Source organism: Micromonospora sp. WMMA1949, from assembly GCF_027460145.1.
In the GTDB taxonomy this organism is placed as follows: domain Bacteria; phylum Actinomycetota; class Actinomycetes; order Mycobacteriales; family Micromonosporaceae; genus Micromonospora.
Genome location: NZ_JAPZBG010000001.1, coordinates 5635844 through 5659396, shown reverse-complemented (window position 1 = coordinate 5659396; position 23553 = coordinate 5635844). Strand labels below are relative to the sequence as shown.

The 23553-nt window shown below is 73.6% G+C and carries 25 protein-coding genes; 11 read left to right on the top strand and 14 right to left on the bottom strand.

From position 1 onward, the window contains the following. Nucleotides 1-5: 5 nt before the first annotated feature. The 5 genes from O7607_RS26375 to O7607_RS26355 form a co-directional block, all read right to left on the bottom strand. Nucleotides 6-1130, bottom strand: a complete 1125-nt coding sequence (locus O7607_RS26375; RefSeq protein ID WP_269705963.1) for an ABC transporter ATP-binding protein — start codon at nucleotides 1128-1130, stop codon at nucleotides 6-8. Continuing rightward, a complete protein-coding gene (locus tag O7607_RS26370) occupies nucleotides 1127-2191 on the bottom strand; it encodes an ABC transporter ATP-binding protein (protein ID WP_269705961.1) in 1065 nt (354 codons plus the stop codon). Before O7607_RS26370 ends, O7607_RS26375 begins: the two co-directional genes overlap by 4 nt. A 15-nt stretch (nucleotides 2192-2206) precedes the next feature. Further along, on the bottom strand, nucleotides 2207-3196 hold the full coding sequence (locus tag O7607_RS26365) for an ABC transporter permease (RefSeq protein ID WP_269705959.1): 990 nt from the start codon (nucleotides 3194-3196) through the stop codon (nucleotides 2207-2209). Between the two features lie 63 nt (nucleotides 3197-3259). Continuing rightward, the gene (locus O7607_RS26360) at nucleotides 3260-5005 is read right to left on the bottom strand and encodes an ABC transporter substrate-binding protein (protein WP_269705957.1); all 1746 of its coding nucleotides are present in this window, start codon (nucleotides 5003-5005) and stop codon (nucleotides 3260-3262) included. Nucleotides 5006-5063: 58 nt separating this feature from the next. After that, entirely contained in the window at nucleotides 5064-6071 is a 1008-nt protein-coding gene (locus tag O7607_RS26355) for an ABC transporter permease (RefSeq protein ID WP_269705955.1), read from the bottom strand. A 408-nt stretch (nucleotides 6072-6479) separates the two neighbouring features. Here O7607_RS26355 and O7607_RS26350 point away from each other — a divergent pair, with 408 nt between their 5' ends. From O7607_RS26350 to O7607_RS26335, 4 genes are all read left to right on the top strand, one after another. After that, a complete protein-coding gene (locus O7607_RS26350) occupies nucleotides 6480-6881 on the top strand; it encodes an SSI family serine proteinase inhibitor (protein WP_269705952.1) in 402 nt (133 codons plus the stop codon). 142 nt (nucleotides 6882-7023) lie between these two features. Continuing rightward, nucleotides 7024-7908 (top strand): pentapeptide repeat-containing protein, encoded by an 885-nt coding sequence (locus tag O7607_RS26345; protein ID WP_269705950.1) that lies wholly within the window; start codon nucleotides 7024-7026, stop codon nucleotides 7906-7908. 318 nt (nucleotides 7909-8226) lie between these two features. After that, nucleotides 8227-8463: a preprotein translocase YidC gene (locus O7607_RS26340; RefSeq protein ID WP_269705949.1), complete on the top strand. Its 237-nt coding sequence runs from the start codon at nucleotides 8227-8229 to the stop codon at nucleotides 8461-8463. Between the two features lie 96 nt (nucleotides 8464-8559). Next, nucleotides 8560-8820, top strand: a complete 261-nt coding sequence (locus tag O7607_RS26335) for a hypothetical protein (RefSeq protein WP_091418334.1) — start codon at nucleotides 8560-8562, stop codon at nucleotides 8818-8820. Here the strand turns inward: O7607_RS26335 and rnhA are convergent. Then, entirely contained in the window at nucleotides 8739-9308 is a 570-nt protein-coding gene (gene rnhA, locus O7607_RS26330; RefSeq protein ID WP_269705945.1) for a ribonuclease HI, read from the bottom strand. The two genes, O7607_RS26335 and rnhA, sit on opposite strands and share 82 nt — an antisense overlap. A 70-nt stretch (nucleotides 9309-9378) precedes the next feature. On the opposite strand from rnhA, the gene O7607_RS26325 reads away from it, so the two are divergent. Together O7607_RS26325 and O7607_RS26320 are read left to right on the top strand one after the other, a co-directional pair. After that, nucleotides 9379-10161: a tyrosine-protein phosphatase gene (locus tag O7607_RS26325; protein ID WP_269705943.1), complete on the top strand. Its 783-nt coding sequence runs from the start codon at nucleotides 9379-9381 to the stop codon at nucleotides 10159-10161. A gap of 167 nt (nucleotides 10162-10328) precedes the next feature. Then, the gene (locus tag O7607_RS26320; RefSeq protein WP_269705941.1) at nucleotides 10329-11447 is read left to right on the top strand and encodes a serine hydrolase domain-containing protein; all 1119 of its coding nucleotides are present in this window, start codon (nucleotides 10329-10331) and stop codon (nucleotides 11445-11447) included. On the opposite strand, the gene O7607_RS26315 is transcribed toward O7607_RS26320, so the two are convergent. The 5 genes from O7607_RS26315 to O7607_RS26295 all read right to left on the bottom strand — a co-directional run bounded on the left by O7607_RS26315 (nucleotide 11444) and on the right by O7607_RS26295 (nucleotide 16142). Further along, nucleotides 11444-12646, bottom strand: coding sequence for a lycopene cyclase family protein (locus tag O7607_RS26315; RefSeq protein ID WP_442929503.1), 1203 nt, complete (start codon nucleotides 12644-12646; stop codon nucleotides 11444-11446). The two genes, O7607_RS26320 and O7607_RS26315, sit on opposite strands and share 4 nt — an antisense overlap. A 30-nt stretch (nucleotides 12647-12676) precedes the next feature. Beyond that, nucleotides 12677-13924 (bottom strand): MFS transporter, encoded by a 1248-nt coding sequence (locus O7607_RS26310; protein WP_269705938.1) that lies wholly within the window; start codon nucleotides 13922-13924, stop codon nucleotides 12677-12679. Nucleotides 13925-13966: 42 nt separating this feature from the next. Further along, nucleotides 13967-15112 carry an RNA polymerase sigma factor gene (locus O7607_RS26305; RefSeq protein ID WP_269707083.1) on the bottom strand — a complete coding sequence of 382 codons (1146 nt, stop codon included), beginning with the start codon at nucleotides 15110-15112 and terminating at the stop codon, nucleotides 13967-13969. Nucleotides 15113-15120: 8 nt separating this feature from the next. Continuing rightward, nucleotides 15121-15528: a YciI family protein gene (locus O7607_RS26300; protein WP_269705936.1), complete on the bottom strand. Its 408-nt coding sequence runs from the start codon at nucleotides 15526-15528 to the stop codon at nucleotides 15121-15123. 197 nt (nucleotides 15529-15725) lie between these two features. After that, the gene (locus tag O7607_RS26295) at nucleotides 15726-16142 is read right to left on the bottom strand and encodes a DUF6069 family protein (RefSeq protein WP_269705934.1); all 417 of its coding nucleotides are present in this window, start codon (nucleotides 16140-16142) and stop codon (nucleotides 15726-15728) included. Between the two features lie 169 nt (nucleotides 16143-16311). Here O7607_RS26295 and O7607_RS26290 point away from each other — a divergent pair, with 169 nt between their 5' ends. The 4 genes from O7607_RS26290 (at nucleotide 16312) to O7607_RS26275 (ending at nucleotide 19520) form a co-directional block, all read left to right on the top strand. Then, the gene (locus O7607_RS26290; RefSeq protein ID WP_269705932.1) at nucleotides 16312-17415 is read left to right on the top strand and encodes a sensor histidine kinase; all 1104 of its coding nucleotides are present in this window, start codon (nucleotides 16312-16314) and stop codon (nucleotides 17413-17415) included. Then, nucleotides 17412-18080: a response regulator gene (locus tag O7607_RS26285; protein WP_269705930.1), complete on the top strand. Its 669-nt coding sequence runs from the start codon at nucleotides 17412-17414 to the stop codon at nucleotides 18078-18080. The genes O7607_RS26290 and O7607_RS26285 overlap by 4 nt, the downstream gene beginning before the upstream one ends. A 241-nt stretch (nucleotides 18081-18321) precedes the next feature. Next, nucleotides 18322-18804, top strand: a complete 483-nt coding sequence (locus tag O7607_RS26280; protein ID WP_013286444.1) for a hypothetical protein — start codon at nucleotides 18322-18324, stop codon at nucleotides 18802-18804. Nucleotides 18805-18878: 74 nt separating this feature from the next. Further along, entirely contained in the window at nucleotides 18879-19520 is a 642-nt protein-coding gene (locus O7607_RS26275) for a class F sortase (RefSeq protein WP_269705928.1), read from the top strand. 3 nt (nucleotides 19521-19523) lie between these two features. Here the strand turns inward: O7607_RS26275 and O7607_RS26270 are convergent, their stop codons facing one another. Beyond that, complete coding sequence (locus O7607_RS26270) at nucleotides 19524-20525, bottom strand: phosphotransferase family protein (RefSeq protein ID WP_269705927.1); 1002 nt, start codon at nucleotides 20523-20525, stop codon at nucleotides 19524-19526. 110 nt (nucleotides 20526-20635) lie between these two features. Between O7607_RS26270 and O7607_RS26265 the strand changes: the two genes are divergently transcribed. Next, entirely contained in the window at nucleotides 20636-21034 is a 399-nt protein-coding gene (locus O7607_RS26265) for a YchJ family protein (protein WP_269705925.1), read from the top strand. Nucleotides 21035-21131: 97 nt separating this feature from the next. Here the strand turns inward: O7607_RS26265 and O7607_RS26260 are convergent, their stop codons facing one another. After that, nucleotides 21132-21521, bottom strand: coding sequence for a DUF2267 domain-containing protein (locus tag O7607_RS26260; protein ID WP_269705923.1), 390 nt, complete (start codon nucleotides 21519-21521; stop codon nucleotides 21132-21134). Nucleotides 21522-21677: 156 nt separating this feature from the next. After that, entirely contained in the window at nucleotides 21678-23540 is a 1863-nt protein-coding gene (locus O7607_RS26255; protein ID WP_269705921.1) for a transketolase, read from the bottom strand. Nucleotides 23541-23553 lie beyond the last annotated feature (13 nt).

Genomic DNA, 23553 nt, shown 5'->3' with positions numbered 1-23553 from the left:
GTGGGTCAGGTGCGTTCGTTGCTACCGGGTTCGGGGGTGGCTCCCACGGGTTCGCCGGTCGGTGCGTCGAGCGGTGCTTGCTGCTGCTCCGGGTAGTGGCAGGCGGTGAGCTGTGTGCCGCCGTCGCGGGTGGTCAGCGCGGGTTCTTCGGTGGCGCAGTGGTCGGTGGCTTTCCAGCAGCGGGTGCGGAAGCGGCAGCCCGATGGTGGGTTCAGTGGGGTGGGGACGTCGCCGGTGAGGCGGATGCGGCCGGCGGGTCCGAGAGTGGTGACGTCGGGGATGGCGGACAGCAGGGCCCTGGTGTAGGGGTGCTGAGGGTGGGTGTAGATGGTGTCGCGGTCGCCGATCTCGACGATCTTGCCGAGGTACATGACGGCGACGCGGTGGCAGAAGTGCCGGATGACGGCGAGGTCGTGGGCGATGAACACGAACGCCAGGTCCAGGTCGCGTTGCAGGCTGCGCAGCAGGTTGATGACCTGCGCCTGGATGGATACGTCCAGCGCGGAGACGGGTTCGTCGGCGACGATGAGTTTCGGTTTCAGGGCGAGGGCGCGGGCGATGCCGATGCGTTGGCGTTGCCCGCCGGAGAACTCGTGCGGGTACCGGTTGTAGTGCTCCGGATTCAGGCCCACGAGTTCCAGCAACTCCTGGACGCGGTGTTTGACGCCGCCGGGTGGGGTGATCCGGTTGACCTGCAACGGCATCGCCACGATCCGCCCGACCGTGTGCCGGGGGTTCAACGACGCGTACGGGTCCTGGAAGATGATCTGCAGGTCCTGCCGCAACCCGCGCAACTCACCACGTTTCGCGTGCGTGATGTCCCGCCCCGCGAACGCGATCGACCCCGCGGTCGGCTCCAGCAGGCGCACGAGCATCCGCCCGGTCGTGGTCTTCCCACAGCCCGACTCCCCCACCAGCCCCAACGTTTCGCCCGGGCGCACGTCGAAGTCCAACCCGTCGACCGCCCGCACCGCACCCGTGGCACGCAGGCCCTGCCGGACGGGGAAGTGCTTCGTCAGACCGCGCACCGACAGCAGCGGCTCCGCCGCGAGCCGGGCCGCGCCGCCCGCGTCGCTTCCCGCCCCCGAGACGCCCACCACCGGCACCTGCCCGTTCGCCACCGTGTTCATCGGGCCACCCCCACCTGTGCGACCTCGTCGCGGTAGATGCGCTCCCGCGCCGCTACCGGCAGATGACACGCCGCCAGATGACCCGGCGCACCAGCGGTGCCCAGCTCCGGTACCTCCGCGCGGGACCGGTCGCCGTTCACCCCGGCCCACCGGCAGCGCGGGTGAAACGCGCACCCCGGCGGCAGGTTGATCAGGCTGGGCGGGTTGCCCGGAATGGGCACCAGGTCCGCGTCGGCGTCGCCGTGCAACGACGGCACACTCGACAACAACCCCCACGTGTACGGATGCTGCGGCGCCCGCAACACCCGCTGCACACTCCCGTGCTCCACCGCCCGACCCGCATACATCACCAACACGTCATCAGCCACCTGACTGACCACACCCAGATCGTGGGTGATCAACACGATCGCCGACCGGAACTCCTCCTGCAGATCCGCCAGCAGATCCAGGATCTGCGCCTGCACCGTCACGTCGAGTGCCGTGGTCGGCTCGTCCGCGATCAGCAGATCCGGGTCGTTCACAAGCGCCATCGCGATCATCGCCCGCTGCCGCATCCCACCGGAGAACTCGTGCGGATACTGCTCGAACCGCCTGGCCGGCTGCGGAATCCCGACCCGCCCCAGCATGTCCACCGCCCGGCTGCGGGCCTCCCGCTTCCCGGCCTTCGGGTGGTGCACCCGGTACGCCTCCGCGATCTGCCTACCCACCGAGTAGTACGGATGCAACGCCGACAACGGATCCTGAAAGATCATCGCCATGTCCCGGCCCCGCAGCCGCCGCACCTCCTCCTCACCCAACCCCACCAGCTGACGCCCACCCACCCAGATCTCCCCCGAGATGGCCGTCCGCTTCGCGTTGTGCAAACCGAGAATCGCCAGCGACGTGACGCTCTTACCGGAACCGGACTCCCCCACGATTCCCAGCGTGCGACCCCGCTCCACCGCGAACGACACCCCGTCCACCGCCCGGACCACGCCGTCCTCGGTGTCGAACCGCACCCGCAGTTCCTCGACCCGCAGGTACGGGCCCTCGCCGCGACGCGGCGCCGGAAGCTCCACCATGTCCGTTCCCTCCCGTCAGCTCAGCCGGACCCGTGGGTCGATCACCGCGTACAGCACGTCGACCACGATGTTGGCGACCACGATGAACACCGCGGCCAGCAGCACCGTCGCCATCACCACCGGCAGGTTGAGGAACTGCACCGCCTCCACTGTCGCCTTGCCGAGACCCTGGAGGCCGAAGATGGTCTCGGTAATGAACGTGCCGCCGAGGCTGGTGCCGATGTCCAGCCCGGCGATCGTCACGATCGGCGTGATCGCCGCCCGCAGCGCGTGCCGGGTGTGCACCTTCCGGGCGGGCAGCCCCTTCGCCCGGGCGGTACGGACGAAGTCCTCCGACAGCGTCTCCAGCATCTGGGCCCGGGACAGCCGGGCGTACAGCGCCGAGTTGAGAAAGCCCAGCGTCATCCAGGGCAGCAGCAGCCCGGCCGCCCAGCGCAGCGGGCTCTCGGTCAGCGGGGTGTAGCTGGGGAACGGCAGCAGGCCGGTGGAGTAGACGAGCAGGTAGAGCAGGATCAGCCCGAAGAAGTACACCTGCATGGACGCCCCGGCCAGCGTGACACCGATGGCGGCGCGGTCGAACGCCGTACCCCGGCGCAGTGCCGACACCATGCCCAGCGAGACGCCGAGGCCGAGCCAGAGCACGGCGCCGCCGAGGACGATGCTGAACGTCACCGGTGCCCGCTGGGCGACGATCTCGGTGACCGGCTGGTTGTTGCGGAACGAGTAGCCCAGGCAGGGCGCCGGGCACTCCTGCCGGAAGTCACCTTCGCCGTAGGTACGGCCGGCGAAGACGCCGCCGACGAAGTCGGCGTACTGCCGGGGCAGCGGCTGGTCGATGCCGAGGCGGCGCTCGACCTGGGCGATGTCCTCGGCCGTGCAGTTCTTGCCACACATCACCTTCGCCGGGCTGCTCGGCACCGCGAAGAACAGACCGAACGTGACAAGGCTGATGACGACCAGGGTCAGGGCGGCGACGAGCAGCCGCCGTACGACGAAACGGAGCACGGGAGCACCTCCCCCGGTGTGGGCGTGGGGGCGGCCGCCGTGGCAGCCGCCCCCACGCGGCTGTCACTTCTTCACGTAGATGCCGTTGAGCGAGATGATCCCGAACGCGTCGCTGAGGAAGGCGTTGCCGACCTTCGAGCCGTGCAGCTCGTAGGTGGCGTCGTAGTAGCAGGGCACGACCGGGGCGTACTTCTCCATGATCGTGCGGTCGAGCGCCATCCAGCCGGCGTCCTGCTCCGCGGCCGGCAGGTCGCGGACCCGGTCGATCTCCGCGCTGACCGACGGCTCGTTGAGGTACGACAGGTTCTGGTTGCCCTCGGCCACGATCTCCCGTCCGTCGTAGACCGGCGGGATGACAGTGGAGCCGGTGGGCCAGTCCGAGCCCCAGCCGGTGAGGTACATGTCGTACGGGTTGTCCTTGCGGCCGACTTCGTCGTAGTAGCTGCTGTTGTCGATCGGCTTCATCACGATGTCGAAGCCCATGTCGGTGAGGTTCTTGCGCAGCGCCTCGGCCTGCTGGGTGCGCAGTTCCAGGTTGGAGTGGGCGAGCACCAGCTTCGGCCGCTTGCCGGCGAGCAGTTCGGCGGTCTTGGCCTTGTCGCCGGTGACCGGAGCGTTGAACACGTCGTACGGGACGAACCCGGCGGTGGTGGGTGACATGAGCGTGGTGGCCGGTGAGCCGGCCGCCTGCCCGCCGAGCACCTTGAGCAGCGCGTCCTTGTCGACGGCGTAGTTCAGCGCCCGCCGTACGCTCAGGTCGGTGACCCGCTGGGTGTTGATGCTGAGCACCCAGTTGTACTGCGTCGGACCGCGCACCACCCGATCGGCGACGCTCGCGCCGGTGGTGCGGGGCAGCACCGACGGCGGCACGTCCGACCAGCTCAGCGACGCCTGGTCGGCCGGTCCGTCGGCCACCAGACGCTCGGCGATCTGGGCCTGCTCCAGGCCGAACGTCATCCGGATCGCGTCCGGGTACGCGTTGCGGATCGGGTCGGTCGCCGGATCCCAGTTCGGGTTGCGTTCCAGCTCCAGCGCCACGTCGCGCTGGTAGGTCTTCACCCGGTACGGCCCGGACGAGAACGGCCGCAGGTCGTAGTTGGCGCGGGTGTCCTTCGCCGCCGGCACGGGCGCGCTGGTGGGCAGCGCCGCCGCGTACGGCAGGTCGCAGTGCGGCTGCGGGAACGTGAACCGGATGGTCCGGTCGTCGGGTGTGGTGACGCCGTCGGGCACCGGCTTGCCACCGTCGTACGGTCCCTTGTAGGTGGCGTTGTACGCCCCGCCCGGGTAGAGCCACTGCTGGATGTAGTGCGGGCCCTCGTTGAGGTTCGCCGCGAACGACCGGGCGATGCCGTGGGCGACGTCCTTGCTGCTCACCGGCGTGCCGTCCTCGTACTTCACGCCGTCGCGCAGCGTGAACTCCCAGACCTTGCAGTCGCCGTTCACGTCCTTGCCGGGGTTGGTGGCCAGGTCACCGACGAGCAGCAGCTTGCCGCTGCCGTCCTCCTTGTAGCCGTTGAGCGGGCGGTACAGCATCCCGCCGGCGACCTGCTGCACGTTGACGTAGTTGCGGGCCGGGTCGAGGTGTTCGAAGTCGGCCGGCTGCATGACGGTGAGGGTGCCGCCGCGGCTCGCCCCGTCGACCGGCTTCGCCGGGCCCTGGTTGTCGGCGGCCTCGTACGAGATCGAGCCGCTCTGGGTCTTGGTCTTCTGGTCGTCACCGCCACCGTCGTCGGTGGTGGGGCTGCAGCCGGCGGCGGCCAGCGCCGCCGCGGCGAGGACACCTGTCAATGTCCGGGTTCGTGCGCGCACGATGTGCTCCCTTCCTGCCCGGCGGCCCCCGCCGGCCGGGCACTGATGGCCGTGGGGACTACCGGGTGGAGCGGGGATCCAGCGCGTCGCGCAGCGCGTCGCCGAGCAGGTTGAACGCCAGGACCAGCAGGAAGACCGTCAACCCGGGGAACAGGGTGTACCAGGGGTCGCTCGCGACGTAGCCGATGCTGTTGAAGATCATGCGGCCCAGGTCGGGCGTGGGTTCGGTGACGCCGATGTTGACGAACGCCAGCGCCGCCTCGATGGCGATGAACTGCGGCACCATCAGCGAGACGGTGACCAGGATCGGCGCCCAGATGTTCGGCAGCAGCTGCCGCAGCAGGATGTGCGCGGTGCCGGCGCCGGCGGCCCGGGCCGCCTCGACGAACTCGCGCTCCCGCAGCGAGATCACCTGCCCGCGGACCAGCCGCGCGGTGTACGTCCAGCTGAACAGGCCGAAGGTGGCGACGATCAGAGCCACCCGGAACGCGGGCGACGGCGCCTCCCGGTCGGAGTAGAAGCGGTCCTGCAGGATCGGGATGACCGCCAGCGCGAAGATGAGGAACGGGAACGCCAGCGTGAGGTCGATCAGCCAGTTGACGACGCCGTCCAGCCAGCCTCTGGCCCACCCGGCGAGCACACCGACCGCGACGCCGATTCCGGAGGCCAGCAGCGCCGAGGCGAACGCGATGAACAACGACGTCCGCAGGCCGTAGACCAGCTGCATCAGGATGTCCCGGCCGCTGCCGGGCTCGAGTCCGAGCCAATGGTCGGAGCTGATTCCGCCGGCGTACCCGATCGGCATTCCGAAATCGTTGAGCCGGTCGACGAACTTGTCGGTCGGGTCGATTCCGGTGAGCCGTCCCAGCAGTGGCGCGCCGAGCGCGACCAGGGCGGCGACGGCGAGTGTCACGGCGCTGGCCCGGGCCGTGCGGTCGCGTCTGAGCCGCATCCAGGCGAGCCGGCCGGGTGACCGGCCGACGAATTCGCCGGGCCGGCCGGGCGGGCCGGGAACGGCCTCGACGTCGGGGCCGGGGACGGCCGGTGGGTACGACAGTTCGCTCATGAGCAGTCCTCCCGACGGGGACGAAAACGCCCTGCCACCCGACGGTAAAGCGCTTGGTTACGCCGAAAAGAATCGTTCCGGTAACGGCCGTTCCGGTTGTCGCGCATTGACAACGATCCGGCGTAAGGAATGCATCGGCGCAATAACGGCGTGATTCGGTTGTCAGCCTTTCAGGCAGGCGTGTCGCGAATTCGGAATGCGTTGCCGCAAGGCACTCGGGCGGTTGTCAGCCGTTCGGGCATTCCCGTGCGCCGATGTCACAGCGGACGGGCGTCGCGGTCGGCCGGCGTAACACTTCGTGACTCTTCGCGTTCACACCGTCCACCTAGGGTTCTCGGCGGTCCGGTTCGCACGACGTACCGGGCCGTCCACCGGCCCTCACCCGGGGCCCCGACGGAAGGACCACCCATGCCCTTCGCCCGACGTACCGCCGCGCTGGCCCTGGCCGCCGCGCTCGGCGGCCTCGCCGCGCCGGCCTCCCCCGCGCAGGCCGCGCCGCGCCCCGGCCCGCAGACCCCCTCGGTGCTGCTGCTCACCGTCGACGACGGCGCCGGCGTGCGCGCCACGGTGCTGACCTGCGGGCCGACCGGCGGCCTGCACCCCGACCCGATCACCGCCTGCCGGCTCGTCGCCCGTGTCGACGGTGACCTGGACGCGCTCGACGTGGACGGCGCGCCGTGCACGTCGCAGTACGCCCCGGTGGTCGCCCGCGCCGTGGGCTTCTGGCAGAACCGCCCGGTCGCCTACACCCGGACGTTCGCCAACGCCTGCCTGATGCAGCGCACCACCGCCTCCCTCTTCACCTTCTGACGCCACCCCCACCCCTTCAGCGTTGATCATGAGGTTGGCGGCGGTCCCGGTCCGGTTTGTCGCCGTCAACCTCATGATCGACGGAGTGGGCGGGTGGGGTGGGGTGGGGTGGGTGGGCAGGTGGGCGGGGTGGGTGCGGAGAATGGGGACCGTGGTGGTGGAGTCGGGCGTGGCGGGCGGCGGGCGGGAGTTGCGGGCGGACTGTTCGCGCTGCGCCGGGGTCTGCTGCGTCGCGCCGGCGTTCACCGCGTCGGCCGACTTCGCCATCGACAAGCCCGCCGGGCGGCCCTGCCCGAACCTGGGCGCCGACTTCCGCTGCGGCATCCACACCGAGCTGCGGCAACGCGGCTTCCCCGGTTGCACAGTGTTCGACTGTTTCGGTGCCGGACAGCACCTCACCGGGCACACGTTCGCCGGCCGCGACTGGCGGGCCGACCCGGCCACCGCGCAACGGATGTTCGACAGCTTCGCGGTGCTGCGGCCGCTGCACGAGCTGCTGTGGTACCTGACCGAGGCGGTACGCCTGACCCCGCCCGGGCCGCTGCGCGACGAGCTGGCCGCCGCGCTGGACGAGACCGGCCGGCTCACCGACGGCACCCCCGACGAGCTGCTCGCACTCGACGTCGACGCACACCGGGACCGGGCCAACCGGCTGCTGTCCCGCGCCGCCGAGCGGGCCCACGCCGGAAAGGCCGGGCCGGACCGCCGGGGCGCGATGCTGATCGGGGTGGACCTGCGCCGTACCCCGCTGGCCGGGGCGAACCTGCGCGGCGCCTGCCTGATCGGGGCCGACCTGCGGGGCGTACGCCTCGGCGCCGCCGACCTGACCGGCGCGGACCTGCGCGGGGCCGACCTGCGCGGCGCGGACCTGAGCGAGTGCCTGTTCACGCACCAGTCGCAGCTCGACGCCGCGCGCGGCGACCACCGCACGGTCCTGCCGCCGGGGCTACGCCGCCCGGTCCACTGGACCCTGACGCTGACCCCGGCCCGCCCCCAGCCCCGGCAGCGCCGCCGCCAGCCCCGCTGACGCCACCCACGCGGACCCCGGCCGCACCTCGGGCACCCACCCCACCCGCCCACCCACCCCGCACCGCAGTTGACCAAGGACTTTGTGTCCATTTCCGCCCGCCGCCAGGCCACAAACTCCTTGATCACCCCCTTCGGCCGGCCCGCCAGGGCCACCTCGGCGGTGATCAAGGAGTTTGGGTCGGGGGTTCAGGGCCGGATCGGGACACAAAGTCCTTGGTCAACTGCGACGCCGGGACCGGGCGGAGGCGCGTGGGTTTGGTGGGGGTGGGGTGGGGTAGGCGGCGCGGACGACGTCGACCGACGGGAGGGGCCACCGGTGGGGTATCGGGCACGCGACGGTGAGGAGCCGGTCGACCCGGCGCACGCCGAGGACGAGGCCGGGCAGGTTCCGCTGGTGCAGACGGCAGCGGACACCGACGTGCCGGCGCCCGCCCCCGGCACGCCGAAACCGGACGAGGTGACCGAGGACAACGGATCCGGCATGGCGGGCGGCGCCTCCGGCAGCAGCTCGGGCGGCTCCTCGATGCCGACCCACCCGGACGCGGCCCGCTGACCGGCCGCGAGCACCGGCCGAACCCGGGCCACCGAACGAACCAGGGCTCGGGCGACCCGAACGTTTGCCGTCACCCGATGCGGGCAGGAGTGCGACATGACCAGTGAACAGTCCTTCGGCCGCGCCGCCGGCGACGAACCCGACGGCGCTACCGCGTACGAGGCGTCCCTGCGCCCGCCGGGCGAGTCCCTGCACACCACCGACGACACCGGTGACGACTTCGCCGACCTGCCCGCCGAGGACCGGCGCTCGGCACGGGAAGTCAGCCGCGCCGGTTACGACGTGGCGGCCGTCTCCGGCACCGGCGATCCGTCCGAGGAGCCGGAGGAGATCGAGGAGGGCCGGCCGCTGCGCTGACGCGCGCGCGGGGTGGTGGCGGCCGCGCCGGCGCCCCGCGCCTCGGTCATGCCCCGGTTCGCCAGCGCGTCCGCGCGCTCGTTCTCCGGGTGCCCGTTGTGCCCCTTGACCCACAGCCAGGTCACGTCGTGCCGGGAGCAGGCCGCCTCCAGTGCCTGCCACAGGTCGGCGTTCTTCACCGGCTGCTTCGCGGCGGTGAGCCAGCCGTTGCGCTTCCACGAGTTCAGCCAGCCGGTGATGCCGTTACGGACGTACGTGCTGTCGGTGTGCAGGCGTACCGTGACCGGGCGGGTGAGGCTCTCCAGCGCCCGGATGGCAGCGGTCAGCTCCATCCGGTTGTTCGTCGTCGGGGTGGCTTCGCCGCCGCACAGCTCCCGCTCGTGCCCGCCCCAGCGCAGCACCGCGCCCCAGCCGCCGGGCCCGGGATTGCCGCTGCACGCGCCGTCGGTCCAGATCTCCACGACCCGGCCGGTCTCCGCCTCCGCCATGCCCGGCAACCTACCGGGTACGCGAGCGCGCGGGACCACAGGACCCGCCGTGCCCGGCTAGCGTGCCGGGATGACCACTCCCCCGGACTTCGCCACCCTCTGCAACTTCCGTGACCTGGGCGGCCTTCGAACCGGCGACGGCCGCACCGTCGCCCGGGGCCGGCTCTACCGTTCCGACTCGCTGGCCAAGCTCGCCGGTGACGACCTGGAACGGTTCGCGGCGCTCGGCGTGCGCACCGTGATCGACCTGCGGTACCCGTGGGAGATCGCCGACCGCGGCCGGGCGCCGGAGAGCCTCGGCGTGACCTGGCACAACCTGAGCATCGAGCACCGGCCGTACGTGCAGGCCGACATCGACCCCGGCGTGGACCCCTGGCGCTACCTGGCCGACCGGTACGCCGAGGTGGCCGAGGACGGCGTGGCCGAGCTGCGCCGGGCGATCGAGGTGATCGCGGACGGCGAGCATCCGCTGGTGTTCCACTGCGCCTCCGGCAAGGACCGCACCGGCCTGCTCGCCGCGCTGGTGCTGTCAGTGCTCGACGTGGACGACGACCAGATCGCCGCGGACTTCGCGCTCACCGAGCACGCCACCGACCGGCTGGTCGCCGAGTGGCGGGACCGCAACGGCGGCGCGACGCCGGGCTGGCCGGCGTACGGGCGGGCCCCGGCCGAGATCATCCGGCTGGTGCTGGCCGACCTGCGGGCCGGACACGGTTCGGTGCGCGGCTACGTGACCGGCCGGCTCGGCGTCGGCGAGGAGACGATCGCCGCGCTGCGCGCCCGGCTGCTCACCGGCGACACGAACCCGCTGCTCGCCCAGGGAACCGGCGCGCCGACGCCGGTCGCCCGCTGAGGCCGCCGACGGCCGGCACCGAGCCGCCGGGCATCGTCGAGCAGCCGGGCCTCACCGCGCCGACCGGGGTGACGACGCCACCCACGAGCGCCGGTGCTGGCACCGAGCCGCCGGGCCACGGAAAAGCATGCGACGGACGGCACGCCGGTCTGGCACGCTGCGAGATCGTGGACACGCGGTGGGACGGCCTGCGGGCCGAGGTACGGGCGACGATCGACGAGATGGTCTCCACCGGCCGGGAGGCCGGCGTGCAGGTGGCCGCGTACCTGGACGGGGTCGCGATCCTCACCGAGCAGGCCGGGCTCGCCGACACCACCACCGGCAGGCCGATGACCGCCGACACGCCCGTGCACGCCGTCTCCACCGGCAAGGGTCTCACCGCCACCGTGGTGCACGTGCTGGCCGAGCGGGGACGCCTCGACTACGACCTGCCGCTCGCCGCGGTGTGGCCGCAGTTCGCCCGGCACGGCAAGGGCGGCATCACGCTGCGGCACGTGCTCACCCACACCGCCGGCCTGCCCGCGCTGCCGGCCGACGTCACGCCGGAGGACTTCACCGACTGGACGCGCATGTGCGAGCTGCTCGCCGACGCGCGGCCGCTGTGGGCACCCGGCGAGCGGCTCGCGTACCACGCGTGGACGTGGGGCTGGCTGCTCGGCGAGGTGGTCCGGCGGGTCACCGGCGCGCCGATCTCGCGGGTGCTCGCGCAGGAGGTGGCCGGGCCCCTCGGCGTGGACCGGGAACTGTTCCTCGGCGTCCCGGAGGCGGACCTGCCCCGCCTGGCCCGGCTGGAGGACGCCGGCCTGTCCGCGCTGATGACCTGGGCCGGGGCCAACCTGCCGCACTTCGACGCGGTCGCCCCACCCGCCGTACGGCCGGACACCGTCATCGGCTCCCGCCCCGACGTGCTGCGCGCCGACGTGCCGTCGGTCGGCACGATGAGCGCCCGCGCGGTGGCCCGGATGTACGCGGCGCTGCTCGGCCCGGTCGACGGGGTGCGGCTGATCTCCGCCGAGCGGATGCGGGACGTGTCCGCCCCGGCGGTCCGCGCGCCGGAGTGGGTGTTCGGGCAGGAGAGCACGTTCGGGCTCGGGTACGCGGTCGAGGACGACGGATCGTTCGGCACCGCCGGCAGTGGCGGCAGCCTCGCGTTCGCGTACCCCGAACTGGGGTTGACGGTGGCGGCGGTGCGCAACCGGCTCGGCGCGGGCGACGGCGACCCGATGGAGCAACTGCGGACGCTGGTACGCGACCGCGTCGCCGCAGCGACCGGCCACCGAGGCTAGCGGCGCAGGCGGGCCCGCAGCCGCCCGGCCGCGTCGCCGAGCACCGCGCCGGTCATCGGCAGCAGCGGGCTGGACCGCATCACCGCCAGGTCCTCCGCCGGGCTGGTCACGCCGTCGAGGAACCGCAGCACCCGCTCCGGCGGGTTGCGGTCGAACAGCCGCTCGAAGAACTCCACCCCGCCGACGTGCCCTCGGTCCAGCGCGCGCAGCGCCACCGCGTCCATCCACAGGTGCCGTCCCGGGTACGCGGGCGCCGGCACCGGCGGACGGCCGGCGGCGAGTGCCAGCGCCACCTGGTCGGCCTGGCGCAGCATCGCGGAGAACGTGAAGCCGGTGGACGGGCGGGTCGCCCCACCCGCGGTGCCCAGCCGCACCACCCGGGGGCTCGGGCGGGAGTCGAACGGGCCGTCGGTCATCGGGATCACGCCGTTCTCGACCTCCCGCACCCGCTGCGCGGTCAGGTCCAGGCCGAGCAGGTCGGCGTACCCGCGCAGCGCCGCGTCGTAGCCCGCGTCGTCGAGCAGTTCCGGCCCGAACTCGGTGTACTCGACGAGCGCGAACCGGTCGTCGACAGGCAGCACGTACCCGAAGGAGACGCCGCGTTGCGGCTGCGGGGTGCGGAAGTCCATCAGCACCGCCCGCTGCGGGTCGAACGTCGGCCGGTCGGCGGCCAGCCACCAGCCGCGGAAGTGCTGCAACCAGCTGGTACGTCCCGGCCGCCGGGGCCGCCGGGGCCGCGAGTCGAGCACCCAGCCGGCCCGCACCAGGTCCCGGCCGTCCGGGTCGCGGACCGTGACCCGCTCACCGTCGTCGTGCAGCTCCCCCGCCGGGGCGCTGATCCGGACCGCGTCCAGCCGCCGCTCGGCCTCGGCAGCCCGGTCGTAGACCGGGGCGGAGCGCAGCATGCCGTACCGCAGGGGGTCCAGCGACAGGACGCGGCGGCCGGCGGGCGTGACCACGTCGACCTGCGACCAGCTCGCGCTCAGCAGCGGGTCGAGGTCGTCGCCGGGCAGGCCCCAGAACGCCCAGGTGCGGTCCTGGCCGCGTTTGTGCACCGGGTCGACCACCGCGACCCGCAGCCCGGTCACGTCGTGCCGGTCCAGCGCGGCCAGGACCAGGGACGCGGCGCCGCCGCCGCCGACCAGCGCGAGGTCGACGTCGGCCGGGAAGGATGCGTGCATCCGGCCACGCTGCCACATCGGTGGAGGCGGCCACCGGCCGACCCGCGCTCAGGCCACCGGCGCGGGCTTCTGCGGGGCCGGGTCGGCGTAGGCGGCGGCCACCGTCGCCCGGTCGAAGACCCGCCACGTCGCGGCGATCACTGCGACCGCCACGACGAAACCGACCCAGTACGGGGCGGTGATGCCGAACCGGGCGGCCACCACGCCACCGAGCAGCGCGCCGACACAGTTGCCGCCCGCGGCGACGAACAACGTGGTGCTGCCGACCCGGCCCATCAACGCCGGCGGGGTGAGCCGCTGCCGAAGCGAGTTCGCCACGATGTTCCACAGCGCGCTGTGCGCCCCGAACGCGAACAGCGCGAACCCGACCACGACCGCGCTGCGGGACGCGGCGAGCGCCAGGTGCAGTCCCGCCTCGACCAGCAGCCCCGTCCGCACCGTCCAGGTGGGCGTGATCGCGGCGATCAGCCGGTCCCCCACCAGCGAGCCGAGCACCCCGCCCACGGCCATGCAGGTGAACAACGCGCCGTAGCCGACCGAGCCGAGGCCCAGCCGCTCCCCGGCGAGCAGGACCAGCACCGCCACCGCGGCGGTGAGCGTGACGTTGAGCAGGCCGATCAGCACGGTCATGGTGCGCAGCAGCCGCTGCCGCCACAGCCAGCGGAACCCCTCCGCGACCTCCGCCCGTACCGACCGCCGCTCGTCCGGCGCCGGCCCGGCACGGTACGTCCCGGCGAGCAACCCGACCAGGACGGCGCTGAGCGCGTACGTGCCGGCGTTGAGCGCGAACGGCAGCGACGCCGCCAGCACGAACAGGAACCCGCCGAGCGGGCCGGCGATCATGTTCTGCATCACCTGGGTGCCGCCGCCCAGCCAGCCGTTGGCGCGTTCCAGCATCGAGCGCGGCACCACCGCCGGCAGCACCGCCTGCGCGGCGGTACGGAACACCACCTCGCCGGTGTTCACCACGAACAGCACCGCGTAGAGCAACGCGATCCCGGCCCGGTCGGCGAGCATCGCCACCGCCAGCACGACCAGCGCGGCGACCCGCACCCAGTCGATGACCACCATCAGCCACCGCCGGTCCACCCGGTCCGCCAGCACGCCACCGGGTAGCGCGAACAGCAGCCACGGCAGCCACGACACCGCCGCCCCGGCCGACACCACCAGCGGATCGTCGGTGATCGACGCCACGTACAGCGGCGCCGCCACCGTCGCCATCCCACTTCCCAGTGCGGACAGCGTGCTCGCCGTCCACAGTCGGGCGAAGCGCCCGCCGAGCCGTTCCCCCGTCACGGCGAGGCAACCTACCAGCGGCGACGTACGTGGCCGACCGGTTTATCCGGGGCGGCGGGAGTTGAGGCGGGCCGCCTGCCGGTTCAGGTGGTCGCGTTCGGCCAGGCTGGGCGCGCGGCGGGCCGCCTCCGCGTACAGCGCGGCCGCCCGGTCCGGGTCGCCGTCGCGTTCGTGCAGGTACGCGGCGACCGCCGTGTACCGGGGCAGCGTGTCGTCCAGCGCCGCGAGCGCCGCCAGCCCGGCGCGCGGGCCGTCCGCCTCGCCGACCGCGACGGCCCGGTTGAGCCGCGCGATCGGGCTGCCGGTCACGCGGACCAGTTCGTCGTACCACTCGACGATCTGCACCCAGTCGGTCTCGGTCGCGGTGGGCGCGTCGGCGTGCAGGGCCGCGATGGCGGCCTGGGCCTGGAACTCGCCGAGCCGGTCCCGGGACAGGGCGGTCTGCAGGATGCCCACGCCCTCGGCGATCAGGGTCGTGTCCCACCGGCCACGATCCTGCTCGGCGAGCGGCACCAGGCTGCCGTCCGGCGCGGTGCGTCCGGCCCGGCGGGCGTGGTGCAGCAGCATGAGCGCGAGCAGCCCGGCCACCTCCGGGTGGTCGATCGCGGCGGCGAGCTGCCGGGTCAGCCGGATCGCCTCGGCCGCCAGGTCCACGTCGCCGGAGTAGCCCTCGTTGAACACCAGGTACAGCACCCGCAGCACGGTGGCGACGTCACCGGGCTGGTCGAACCGGACCCCGGAGACGGTGCGCTTGGCCCGGCTGATCCGCTGCGCCATGGTGGCCTCCGGCACCAGATACGCCTGCGCGATCTGCCGGGTGGTGAGCCCGCCGACGGCGCGCAGCGTCAACGCGACGGCCGACGACGGGCTCAGCGACGGATGCGCGCAGAGGAAGTAGAGCCGCAGCGTGTCGTCCACGGCGGACACCGGGCCGGGCGGCGGCTCGTCGTCCACGACGTCCTCGCGCCGGCGCCGGGCGGCGTCGGCACGAGCCACGTCGAGGAACCGCCGCCACGCCACGGTGACCAGCCAGCCCTTTGGATCGCGGGGCATGTCGGCCGGCCAGACACGCAGCGCCTCGATCAGCGCGTCCTGTACGGCGTCCTCGGCCGCCGCGAAGTCGGCTCCGCGGCGGACGAGGACACCGAGCACGCCCGGGATGAGGCTGCGCAGCGCGACCTCGTCCATCGGACGGGTCACTCGGTGATGGTGGGCGGTGCGGTCAGGAACGGACGCAGCTCCAGCCACTCGTGGATCGGCTTGCCGCCCTGCCCCGGCGCGGCCGACAGCTCGGCGGCCAGTTCGAGCGCTCGCTCGTAGCTGTCCACGTCGATCACCATCCAGCCGGCGATGAGGTCCTTCGTCTCGGCGAACGGACCGTCGGTGACCGGGGGGCGTCCCTCGCCGTCGTAGCGGACGAACGTGCCCTCCGGGGCGAGCGCCTGACCGTCGACGTACTCGCCGCTCTCCTGCAGCCGCGCCGCGAACTCCTGCATGTAGGTCACGTGCGCGGAGATCTCCTCCGGCGTCCACTTGTCGATCATCGGCATGTCGGTGACCGGGGTGGGGCCGCCACGGTAGTGCTTCAGGAGCAGGTACTTCATGAGTGTCTCCTCGTGCAGTGGTGCGGCCCATTCTGGCCGCGTTCACTCCGGGGACGAAGCTGCCCGTCCGTTCTCGACATCGGTGGCGGAGAAATTTCCGGGTGCCTGGCCGCACGTCCCGTAGGGCGTCCTAGGAGGCTAGTTCTCCAGGATGCCTCGGGCCGGCCGCCCCCGTCGCGGCGGCCCGGGACCGCCCGTCACCCGGCGGCGGTCCACCGCAGGCCGGTGATCAGCACCGCGCCCGCGACCAGGTGCAGCGCCACGAGCGTCAGCGTCGCCGCCCCGCCCACTCCCCCGCCGAGCGGCCCGAGGAGGGAAACCAGCAGCACCACGGCCGCGACCACCGTCCAGGCGGTCCGGGCCCGGGCGGTCAGCCGCTCCAGCAGGGCCAGCAGCGCCCAGCCGGCCAGCCCGGCGAGCAGCGCGCTCACCACCACGGCCACCGGCGTCACCGGCTGGTCGGTCGAGCCGGTACGCGCGACCAGCTCCACGCCGGCCACCGGCACCGCAAGAACCCAGCCCAGCAGCGCGGCGGCGGACGCCGCGAGCACGGTGAGCAGGCGGTCCCGGCGGCGATTCGGGCGGGTGGCGACGGTCGGGATCGTGGTCTCCATCGGTGACTCCTCCACTTCGGGACGACTGCCGGAGACGCTAGGTCCGGCGGGCCGCCGCGCGGATCGGGCCGCGGAGCGGTTCCCGGCTCGGTCCCCGGACCGAGCACCGGCCCGGATCTCCGTCTGGCGACCGATGAGAAACGGCGAGCCGGCGGCCTAGCATCCGGACATGAGGTGCGCGTCCCGGACCCGGTTCCTGCTGCTGCTCGACGGCGGCATCGCCACCGTGAGCCTCGCCGTGTGCCTGCTCGCGCTGCTGGCCTCCGACGCCGGCCCGGCCACGAGCGGCGGGACCGCCGTCGCGGTCGGCCTCGCCGTCGCGCAGGCCAGCTGTCTGCTGTGGATCCGGCGCCACCCGGGGTACGCCCTCACCGTCGCCGCGCTGGCGGGCGTCGGCCTGGAGGCGCTCTACCCGCAGCTCGGCTGGCTCGGCCTGGTCGCCATCCCGATGGCGTACGTGGCCCGGCTGCGCCCACCGCGCTACTCGCTCGTCGCGCTCGGTCTGCTGATGGCGCCCACGCCGTGGAAGCTGGTCACCGGCGACTGGCGGGACCTGCTGCTGGCGGTGATCGCACTGGACCTGGCGTGGGCGCTCGGCGAGTTGCAGCGCGGCCAGGCGCAGCGGCGCTGCGAGCGGGAACGGCAGGTCCGCGCGGCCGAACGGGAGCGCATCTCCCGGGAGCTGCACGACGTGGTCGCGCACCACGTCGCGGTCATCGCCGTGCAGGCCGCCGCCGCCGAGGACGTCTTCGACGAGCAGCCGGAGCAGGCCCGCGCCGCGCTCGCCGCGATCGACACGGCGGCCCGGTCGGCGCTCACCGAGCTGCGGGCCATGCTGCACGCGCTCGCCCTCGACGACGGGTCCGATCCGGACGGACCGCAGCCGGGACTGGCACAGCTCGACGCGCTCGCCGACGCGGTACGGGCGGTCGGCCTGCCGGTCACGCTGCGCCGGGATGGCGACGGCGAGGCGCTGCCCGGCGGGGTGCAGCTGTCGGCGTACCGGATCGTGCAGGAGTCGCTGACGAACGCGCTGCGCCACGGGCACGCCACGCGCGCCGACGTGGACGTCCACTACGGCGACGGGGTGCTGCGGCTGGAGGTCGTCAACGACGGCCCGGCACCCGCCCGCCGGCCCGGTACGTCCACCGGGCGCGGCATCGTCGGCATGCGGGAGCGGGCCCGGCTGCTCGGCGGCACGCTCGACGCCGGCCCGCTGCCGGCCGGAGGCTTCCGGGTCCACGCGCGGCTTCCGGTCGGGGCGGACCGGTGACCGTGCGGGTGGTGGTCGCCGACGACCAGGAGCTGATCCGCGCCGGGCTGCGTACCGTCCTCGACGCGCGCCCCGACCTGAGCGTGGTCGGCGAGGCCGCCGACGGCGTCGAGGCCGTCGCGGTGGCGACGCGTACGAGGCCGGACGTGGTGCTGATGGACGTGCGGATGCCCCGCCGCGACGGCATCGCCGCCACCCGCGACCTGGTGGCCGCAGGCAACCCGGCGCGGGTGGTCATGCTGACCACGTTCGACCTGGACGAGCACGTGTACGCCGCGCTGCGCGCCGGGGCGAGCGCGTTCCTGCTCAAGGACACCCGCCCGGCCGACCTCGCCGAGGCGGTACGCGTGGTGGCCCGGGGCGAGGCACTGCTCGCGCCCACCGTGACCCGGCGGCTGCTGGACCGGTACGCCGACCGGCTGCCCGCGCCCGCACCCTCCGCCGACGCGCTCGCCGTGCTGACCGCCCGCGAGCGGGAGGTGCTGACGCTCACCGCGCGGGCACTGTCCAATGCGGAGATCGCCGCCCGGCTGCACCTGAGCACCGCCACCGTGAAGACCCACGTCTCGGCGATCCTCACCAAGCTGGGGCTGCGCGACCGGATCCAGGCGGTGGTGCTCGCGTACGACACCGGGCTGGTCCGCCCGGAGCCGCCCGTCCGGTAGGCGCGAAACGGACAGCGGACCCAGACGCGGCGAACCGGGACGGCTCGCCGTCCGGCCTGGCCCGGCATGTCCGCCGTCTCGTGGCGGCAGGGAGCACACCGGACGGCAACGAAGATTTCTCAATTACCCCCAGTGACCGCCGCAACCCTCCTAGTGTTGGCCACACCGGTGCTCGTCACGGAGTTGGCCACCCGAACGACGTCCCACGCCTACAGCGGACGAAAAGTGAGGGAAGACGCGGATGAAGGCACAGTCATTTCTCGGATCGGCGGCGTTCGGCGTGGGCCTCGGCGCACTGCTGCTCCCGGCCGCCGCGCTGGCGGACACCAGAGTCTCACCCGCCACCACCCCGGTCGGCGGCACCGTCGTGCTGACCACCACGTGCAACCCGAACGCCGGTGACGCGATCTTCCGGGTCACCGGCCCGGACCGGGACCAGAACGTCCGGTCCACCACGGCGGCGGCGGGCGGTGGCCTGAGCGCCGAGCTGTTCACCGCCGGGTTCACGCTCGGCACGTACACCGTGGCCACCACGTGCGGCGACGGCAGCGACGGCGGCAGCGCCACGTTCACCGTCACGCCGATCGGCGGCGCGCAGGCCGGTGGCGGCGGACGCGACGGCGACACCGGAGTGCTGATCGCCGGTGGCGTCCTGGCCGCCGGGGCGCTCGCCGGCGGCGCGTACGCGGTCATCCGCCGCCGTCGCGCGGACGCCGCAGCCTGAGAAGCACGCCGAGCGGTCCGCCCGCGCCGGAATGCTCCGGCGCGGGCGCCGCGTCCCCGTCGAACGGAGGTGGGATGCTGTCGGAGTCGCAGCGCCGCTCGCGCCTGCACACCGCCGTCCTGGTCACCGCCGTCACCGTCGCCGCCGCCACCGGCACCGGGCTGGTCTCGGCCGGGCTCGGCACCACGTCGGCGTCACCACCGCAGCCCGGCGCCTCCGCCGCGCCCGCCACCGAACGCCCCGGTACGGCCGGCCCGCCGCTCCCCCGGTCCACGCCGGTGCGGGTCACCGTCCCGCGCATCGGCGTCGACGCCGAGATCGTCCCGGTCGCCACCGACGCGGACGGCGCGCTCGAGGTGCCGCCGCTGGAACGCCCCGAGGTCACCGGCTGGTACCACCCCGGTCCCGCCCCCGGCCAGGCCGGCAACGCGGTGCTGGTCGGGCACGTCGACTCGCAGCACGGCCCGGCGGTCTTCTTCGACCTCGGCCGGCTGCGCCCCGGCGACACGATCCGGGTGCTGCGGGCCGACGGGCGCACCGCGACGTTCACAGTGGACGGCGTCGGGGCGTACCCGAAGGAGCGTTTCCCCACCGCGCGGGTCTACGGCGGCGACGCGGCGGCGCGGCTCCGGTTGATCACGTGCGGCGGGCGGTTCGACCCGGGTACCGGCAGCTACCCGGACAACATCGTCGTCTTCGCCACCGCGACCCGGTGAGGCTCAGCGCGCCAGGTCGGCCAGTTCCGCGCCGAGCAGGTCCGCCAGCAGCTCCACCCGGCCGGGGTCGTTGTCGGCGGTGATGTTGCGGCTGGGCATCTCGACGGTCATCAGCAGGTAGAGATACAGCCGGTAGAGCCCGAGCCGCTGCCGCGCCCCGGCGTCCAGCGGGAACGGCGCCGCCTCGCGGTAGGCGCGTACCAGCGGGTCGTCCGGCTCGTCCTCGGCGCGGCGGAACAGCAGCGGTGACACCAGGTCCATCAGCGGGTCGCCCCACAGGTACCGTTCGCCGTCGACCAGGCCGCTCAGGCGCGGCGTGCCGTCCGGCCCGTCGACGGCGAGCACGTTCCCGGCCCAGCCGTCGAAGTGCAGCAGCGCCGGGCGGTCGACCGCGTCGAGCACCGCCGCGTGCCGCGCCACCAGCTCCCGGATCCGGGACGCCGGCACCGGCAGCGGCACCGCCCAGTCCGCGGCGTCGGCGAGCATGTCGTCCACCATGGCCGTGTAGGCGTCCCGCCACGTGGCGCCGGAGGCCCGGTCGCCGTCGTAGCCGTACCGCCCGCCGGTCACCGTGTGCAGCGCGGCGAGCGCGCGGCCGAACTCCGCGCGCAGCGGCCCGACGTCCGCGCCGGCCTGGCTCAGGTCCCAGAGGGTACGACCTGGTAGCCGCGCCATGAGCAGCCAGTCACCCAGTTCGGGGTGGCGGCCGTGGTGCAGCAGCTCCGGCGTGGGCACCCCCGGTGCGCGGTCGGCCACCAGACGCAGGTAGTGCGCCTCCGCGCCGATCATGTCGCGCTCGTAGCGCAGCAGCGGTACGTGCTCCGGCGGACCGACCTTGAGCACCACGTCGCGGCCGTCGCTGAGGCGTACCTGCCAGACGGCGGCGAAGCCGCCCCCGGTCAGCGGGCCGCAGTCGGCCACCTCGCCGCCGGGCCCGAGCGAGGCGGCGAGGTAGCGGCGGACCTGCGCGGGATCGAGAACCCGCTGGGTGGGACTCACACTCATGGTCGAGGAAGCCTACTGGGTTGAGGTGTAAGGAGGGGCCCCCTGTTAACGCCTCCGGTAGAGGAAGGGCCCCTTGTTAACACCTCTCCACAGCTTGGGAGAATCGTGGCATGGCGAGACGGGTTGAACGGCCGGCGGCCTGCCCGTGCGGCACCGGCCGGCCGTACGCGGACTGTTGCGCCCCGGTCCACCGGGGCGAGGCGACGGCGGCGACCGCGGAGGCGCTGATGCGGTCCCGGTTCAGCGCGTTCGCGCGCGGCGACGCCGCCTACCTGCGGCACAGCTGGCACTCCACCACACGCCCGGAGCGGCTGGAGCTGGACCCGGGCACCCGCTGGACCCGGCTGGAGATCGTGGAGATCGGGCAGGGCGGCCTGTTCGACAGCACCGGGACGGTCCGGTTCCGGGCGCACTACCGCGAGGACGGCCGGGCGGGCGTGCTGGCCGAGCACAGCCGCTTCGCCCGCGAGAACGGCCGCTGGGTCTACCTGGACGCGTCGCCCGAGTGACGCCTCCCCGGCGCCGACGCGGTGCAGCGCTCGCGGCGGGTGTTAAGAAGGGGCCCTTCCTCTACCGGAGGCGTTAACAAGGGGCCCTTCCTTACACCTAAGCGGGGCGCGGGGTGGGCTGGGCCAGCTCGGCGATCTCGCGCGGCAGCTGGGACAGCGCCCGGTTGAACTGGGCCGGCCCGACCACCCGGTGCAGCGCCTGCAACACCGCCCGGGCGCCGCGCTCGGCGTCGGACGGCGTCGCGCCGGAGCGCTCGGCGACCCGGCGCAGGAACTCGTCGTACCCGAAGACCTCGGGATCTTCGACCCGGGCGCGGGCCAGCAGCGGACGCAACTCGTGCGCGAGGTGCGCGGACAGGTCGCCGGCCTCGCCGCCGCTGATCCGTTCGGCGAGCGTGCGCAGTGTCGCCTCGGTCAGCGCGCGGGCCGTCTCCACCGGCACGCCGGCGCGGGCGGACACCCGCGCGTAGAACTCGGGTTCGGCCATCGTCGGTCCTCCCGTCGCAACGGCAGCGTGGCTACCCGCCGCCGGCCGCGGCAAACACGGCCGCGAGCGCCGCCGTTCCGGGCGGACACGGCCGCGAGCGCCACCCGTCCAGGTGGGCACGGGCCGGGAGCGCCGGCGGTCCGGGCGAACGCCGTCTCAGGCCAGGGCCCGCGCCGCCGAGACGATCGCGCCGACGCCGATGCCGGCCCGGTCGAGCTGCTGGGCGGGGGTGCCGGAGCCGGGCAGCCCGCGTACCGCCAGGTGGTTGACCCGGGCGGGTTCGCCCAGGTCGGCGAGCGCCTCCAGCACCGCGGAGCCCAGGCCGCCCTCCGGGTAGTGGTCCTCGACCACGACGAGCCGCCCGCCGGTCTCCACGACGGCTTCGGCCAGGCGCTGCCGGTCCACCGGCTTGATCGAGTACATGTCGATCACGCGCGCGTCGATGCCCTCGCGGGTCAGCTCGTCGGCGGCGGCGAGGCACAGGTGCACGGTCACGCCGGTGCCCAGCAGCGCCACGTCGCCGCCGTCGCGCACCATCCGGCTGCCGCCGATCGGGAACGGCTCGCCGTCGTCGTAGAGCACCGGGTACTTGCCGCGCGTCGTCCGCAGGTAGGTGACGCCCGGGTGGTCGGGCATCTGGGCGACGAGGGCCGCGCAGGAGACCGCGTCGGCCGGGCAGAGCACCGTGGAGCCGGGCACCGCCCGCAGCGCGGCGATGTCCTCCAGCCCCATCTGGGACGGGCCGTCCGGGCCGATCTCCACTCCGGCGTGCGACCCGACGAGCGCGATGTCGGCCCGGGACACCCCGGCCATCCGGATGAAGTCGTAGGCCCGGGACCAGAACGCGGCGAACGTCGCCGCGAACGGCCGGTAGCCGCGGACCGCCATGCCGACCGCCGCGGCGGCGAGCTGCTGTTCGGCGATGAACATCTGGAAGAACCGATCCGGGTACGCGGTGGCGAAACGTTCCGCCCGCGTGGAGTCGCTGACCTCGCCGTCGAGCGCGACCACGTCGGGCCGGGCGGCGCCGAGGGCGCGCAGCGCGTCGCCGTACGCGTCCCGCGTGGCGACCTTCGCCCCGCGCTCGTATCGCGGCAGTTCCGGCTCTCCGTGCTCGGCCGGGGCGGTGCGCGGCGCGGCCGGTGGTTTCGGTCCGGCGACCCGGATCCGCCGGGGGCCGCCCAGCGCCCGGACGGCCCGGTCGGCCAGCTCCGGGTCGAACGGCTTGCCGTGCCAGGAGGGGTCGTTCTCCACCTCGGGTACGCCCTTGCCCTTGACCGTGCGGGCCAGCACCACAGTCGGCCCGGTCGTCTCGCGGGCCTGCCCGTACGCCTCGTCGATCGCGCCCAGGTCGTGGCCGTCGACCACGATCGCGTGGCAGCCGAACGCCTCGATGCGCCGCCGGTAGGTGTCCAGGTCCCACTGCAGTTCGGTGGGGCCGCGCTGGCCGAACCGGTTGACGTCGACGATCGTGGTGAGGTTGCGCAGCCCGTAGTGGCCGGCCTTGTCCAGCGCCTCCCACACCGATCCTTCGGCGGTCTCGCTGTCGCCGCAGAGCACCCAGACGTGCGCGGGTGACCGGTCGAGGTACTGGGCGGCCAGCGCCACCCCGACGCCGACCGGCAGGCCCTGCCCGAGCGAGCCGGTGGCCACGTCCACCCAGGGCAGCACCGGCGTGGGGTGCCCCTGCAGGCGCGATCCGGCCTGCCGGTACGTCTCCAGCAGTTCCTGCTCGCTGATCGCGCCGGTGGCGCGGAACACCGCGTACAGCAGGGGGGAGGCGTGGCCCTTGGAGAAGATCAGGTGATCGTTGCCGGGGTTGCCCGGGTAGGACCAGTCGTAGCGCAGGTGCCGGGCGACGAGCACGGCGAGCAGGTCGGCGGCGGACAGGCTGGACGTGGGGTGCCCGGAGCCTGCCGCCGTGCTGCACCGGATGGCGTCCACCCGCAGTTGGGCGGCCAGCTCCGCCAGCCCGGTCTGCTCCTCGTCGCGCAGCGTGCGCTCTGCTTCCAACGTCACCGCGATCGTCTCC

Excerpts from the sequence above, each read along its gene's own strand:
- O7607_RS26375 (WP_269705963.1), bottom strand. The coding sequence starts at position 1,130 with ATGAACACGGTGGCGAACGGGCAGGTGCCGGTGGTGGGCGTCTCGGGG.
- O7607_RS26370 (WP_269705961.1), bottom strand. The coding sequence starts at position 2,191 with ATGGTGGAGCTTCCGGCGCCGCGTCGCGGCGAGGGCCCGTACCTGCGG.
- O7607_RS26355 (WP_269705955.1), bottom strand. The coding sequence starts at position 6,071 with ATGAGCGAACTGTCGTACCCACCGGCCGTCCCCGGCCCCGACGTCGAG.
- O7607_RS26350 (WP_269705952.1), top strand. The coding sequence starts at position 6,480 with ATGCCCTTCGCCCGACGTACCGCCGCGCTGGCCCTGGCCGCCGCGCTC.
- O7607_RS26345 (WP_269705950.1), top strand. The coding sequence starts at position 7,024 with ATGGGGACCGTGGTGGTGGAGTCGGGCGTGGCGGGCGGCGGGCGGGAG.
- O7607_RS26335 (WP_091418334.1), top strand. The coding sequence starts at position 8,560 with ATGACCAGTGAACAGTCCTTCGGCCGCGCCGCCGGCGACGAACCCGAC.
- rnhA (WP_269705945.1), bottom strand. The coding sequence starts at position 9,308 with ATGGCGGAGGCGGAGACCGGCCGGGTCGTGGAGATCTGGACCGACGGC.
- O7607_RS26325 (WP_269705943.1), top strand. The coding sequence starts at position 9,379 with ATGACCACTCCCCCGGACTTCGCCACCCTCTGCAACTTCCGTGACCTG.
- O7607_RS26315 (WP_442929503.1), bottom strand. The coding sequence starts at position 12,646 with ATGTGGCAGCGTGGCCGGATGCACGCATCCTTCCCGGCCGACGTCGAC.
- O7607_RS26305 (WP_269707083.1), bottom strand. The coding sequence starts at position 15,112 with ATGGACGAGGTCGCGCTGCGCAGCCTCATCCCGGGCGTGCTCGGTGTC.
- O7607_RS26300 (WP_269705936.1), bottom strand. The coding sequence starts at position 15,528 with ATGAAGTACCTGCTCCTGAAGCACTACCGTGGCGGCCCCACCCCGGTC.
- O7607_RS26295 (WP_269705934.1), bottom strand. The coding sequence starts at position 16,142 with ATGGAGACCACGATCCCGACCGTCGCCACCCGCCCGAATCGCCGCCGG.
- O7607_RS26290 (WP_269705932.1), top strand. The coding sequence starts at position 16,312 with ATGAGGTGCGCGTCCCGGACCCGGTTCCTGCTGCTGCTCGACGGCGGC.
- O7607_RS26280 (WP_013286444.1), top strand. The coding sequence starts at position 18,322 with ATGAAGGCACAGTCATTTCTCGGATCGGCGGCGTTCGGCGTGGGCCTC.
- O7607_RS26275 (WP_269705928.1), top strand. The coding sequence starts at position 18,879 with ATGCTGTCGGAGTCGCAGCGCCGCTCGCGCCTGCACACCGCCGTCCTG.
- O7607_RS26270 (WP_269705927.1), bottom strand. The coding sequence starts at position 20,525 with ATGAGTGTGAGTCCCACCCAGCGGGTTCTCGATCCCGCGCAGGTCCGC.
- O7607_RS26265 (WP_269705925.1), top strand. The coding sequence starts at position 20,636 with ATGGCGAGACGGGTTGAACGGCCGGCGGCCTGCCCGTGCGGCACCGGC.
- O7607_RS26260 (WP_269705923.1), bottom strand. The coding sequence starts at position 21,521 with ATGGCCGAACCCGAGTTCTACGCGCGGGTGTCCGCCCGCGCCGGCGTG.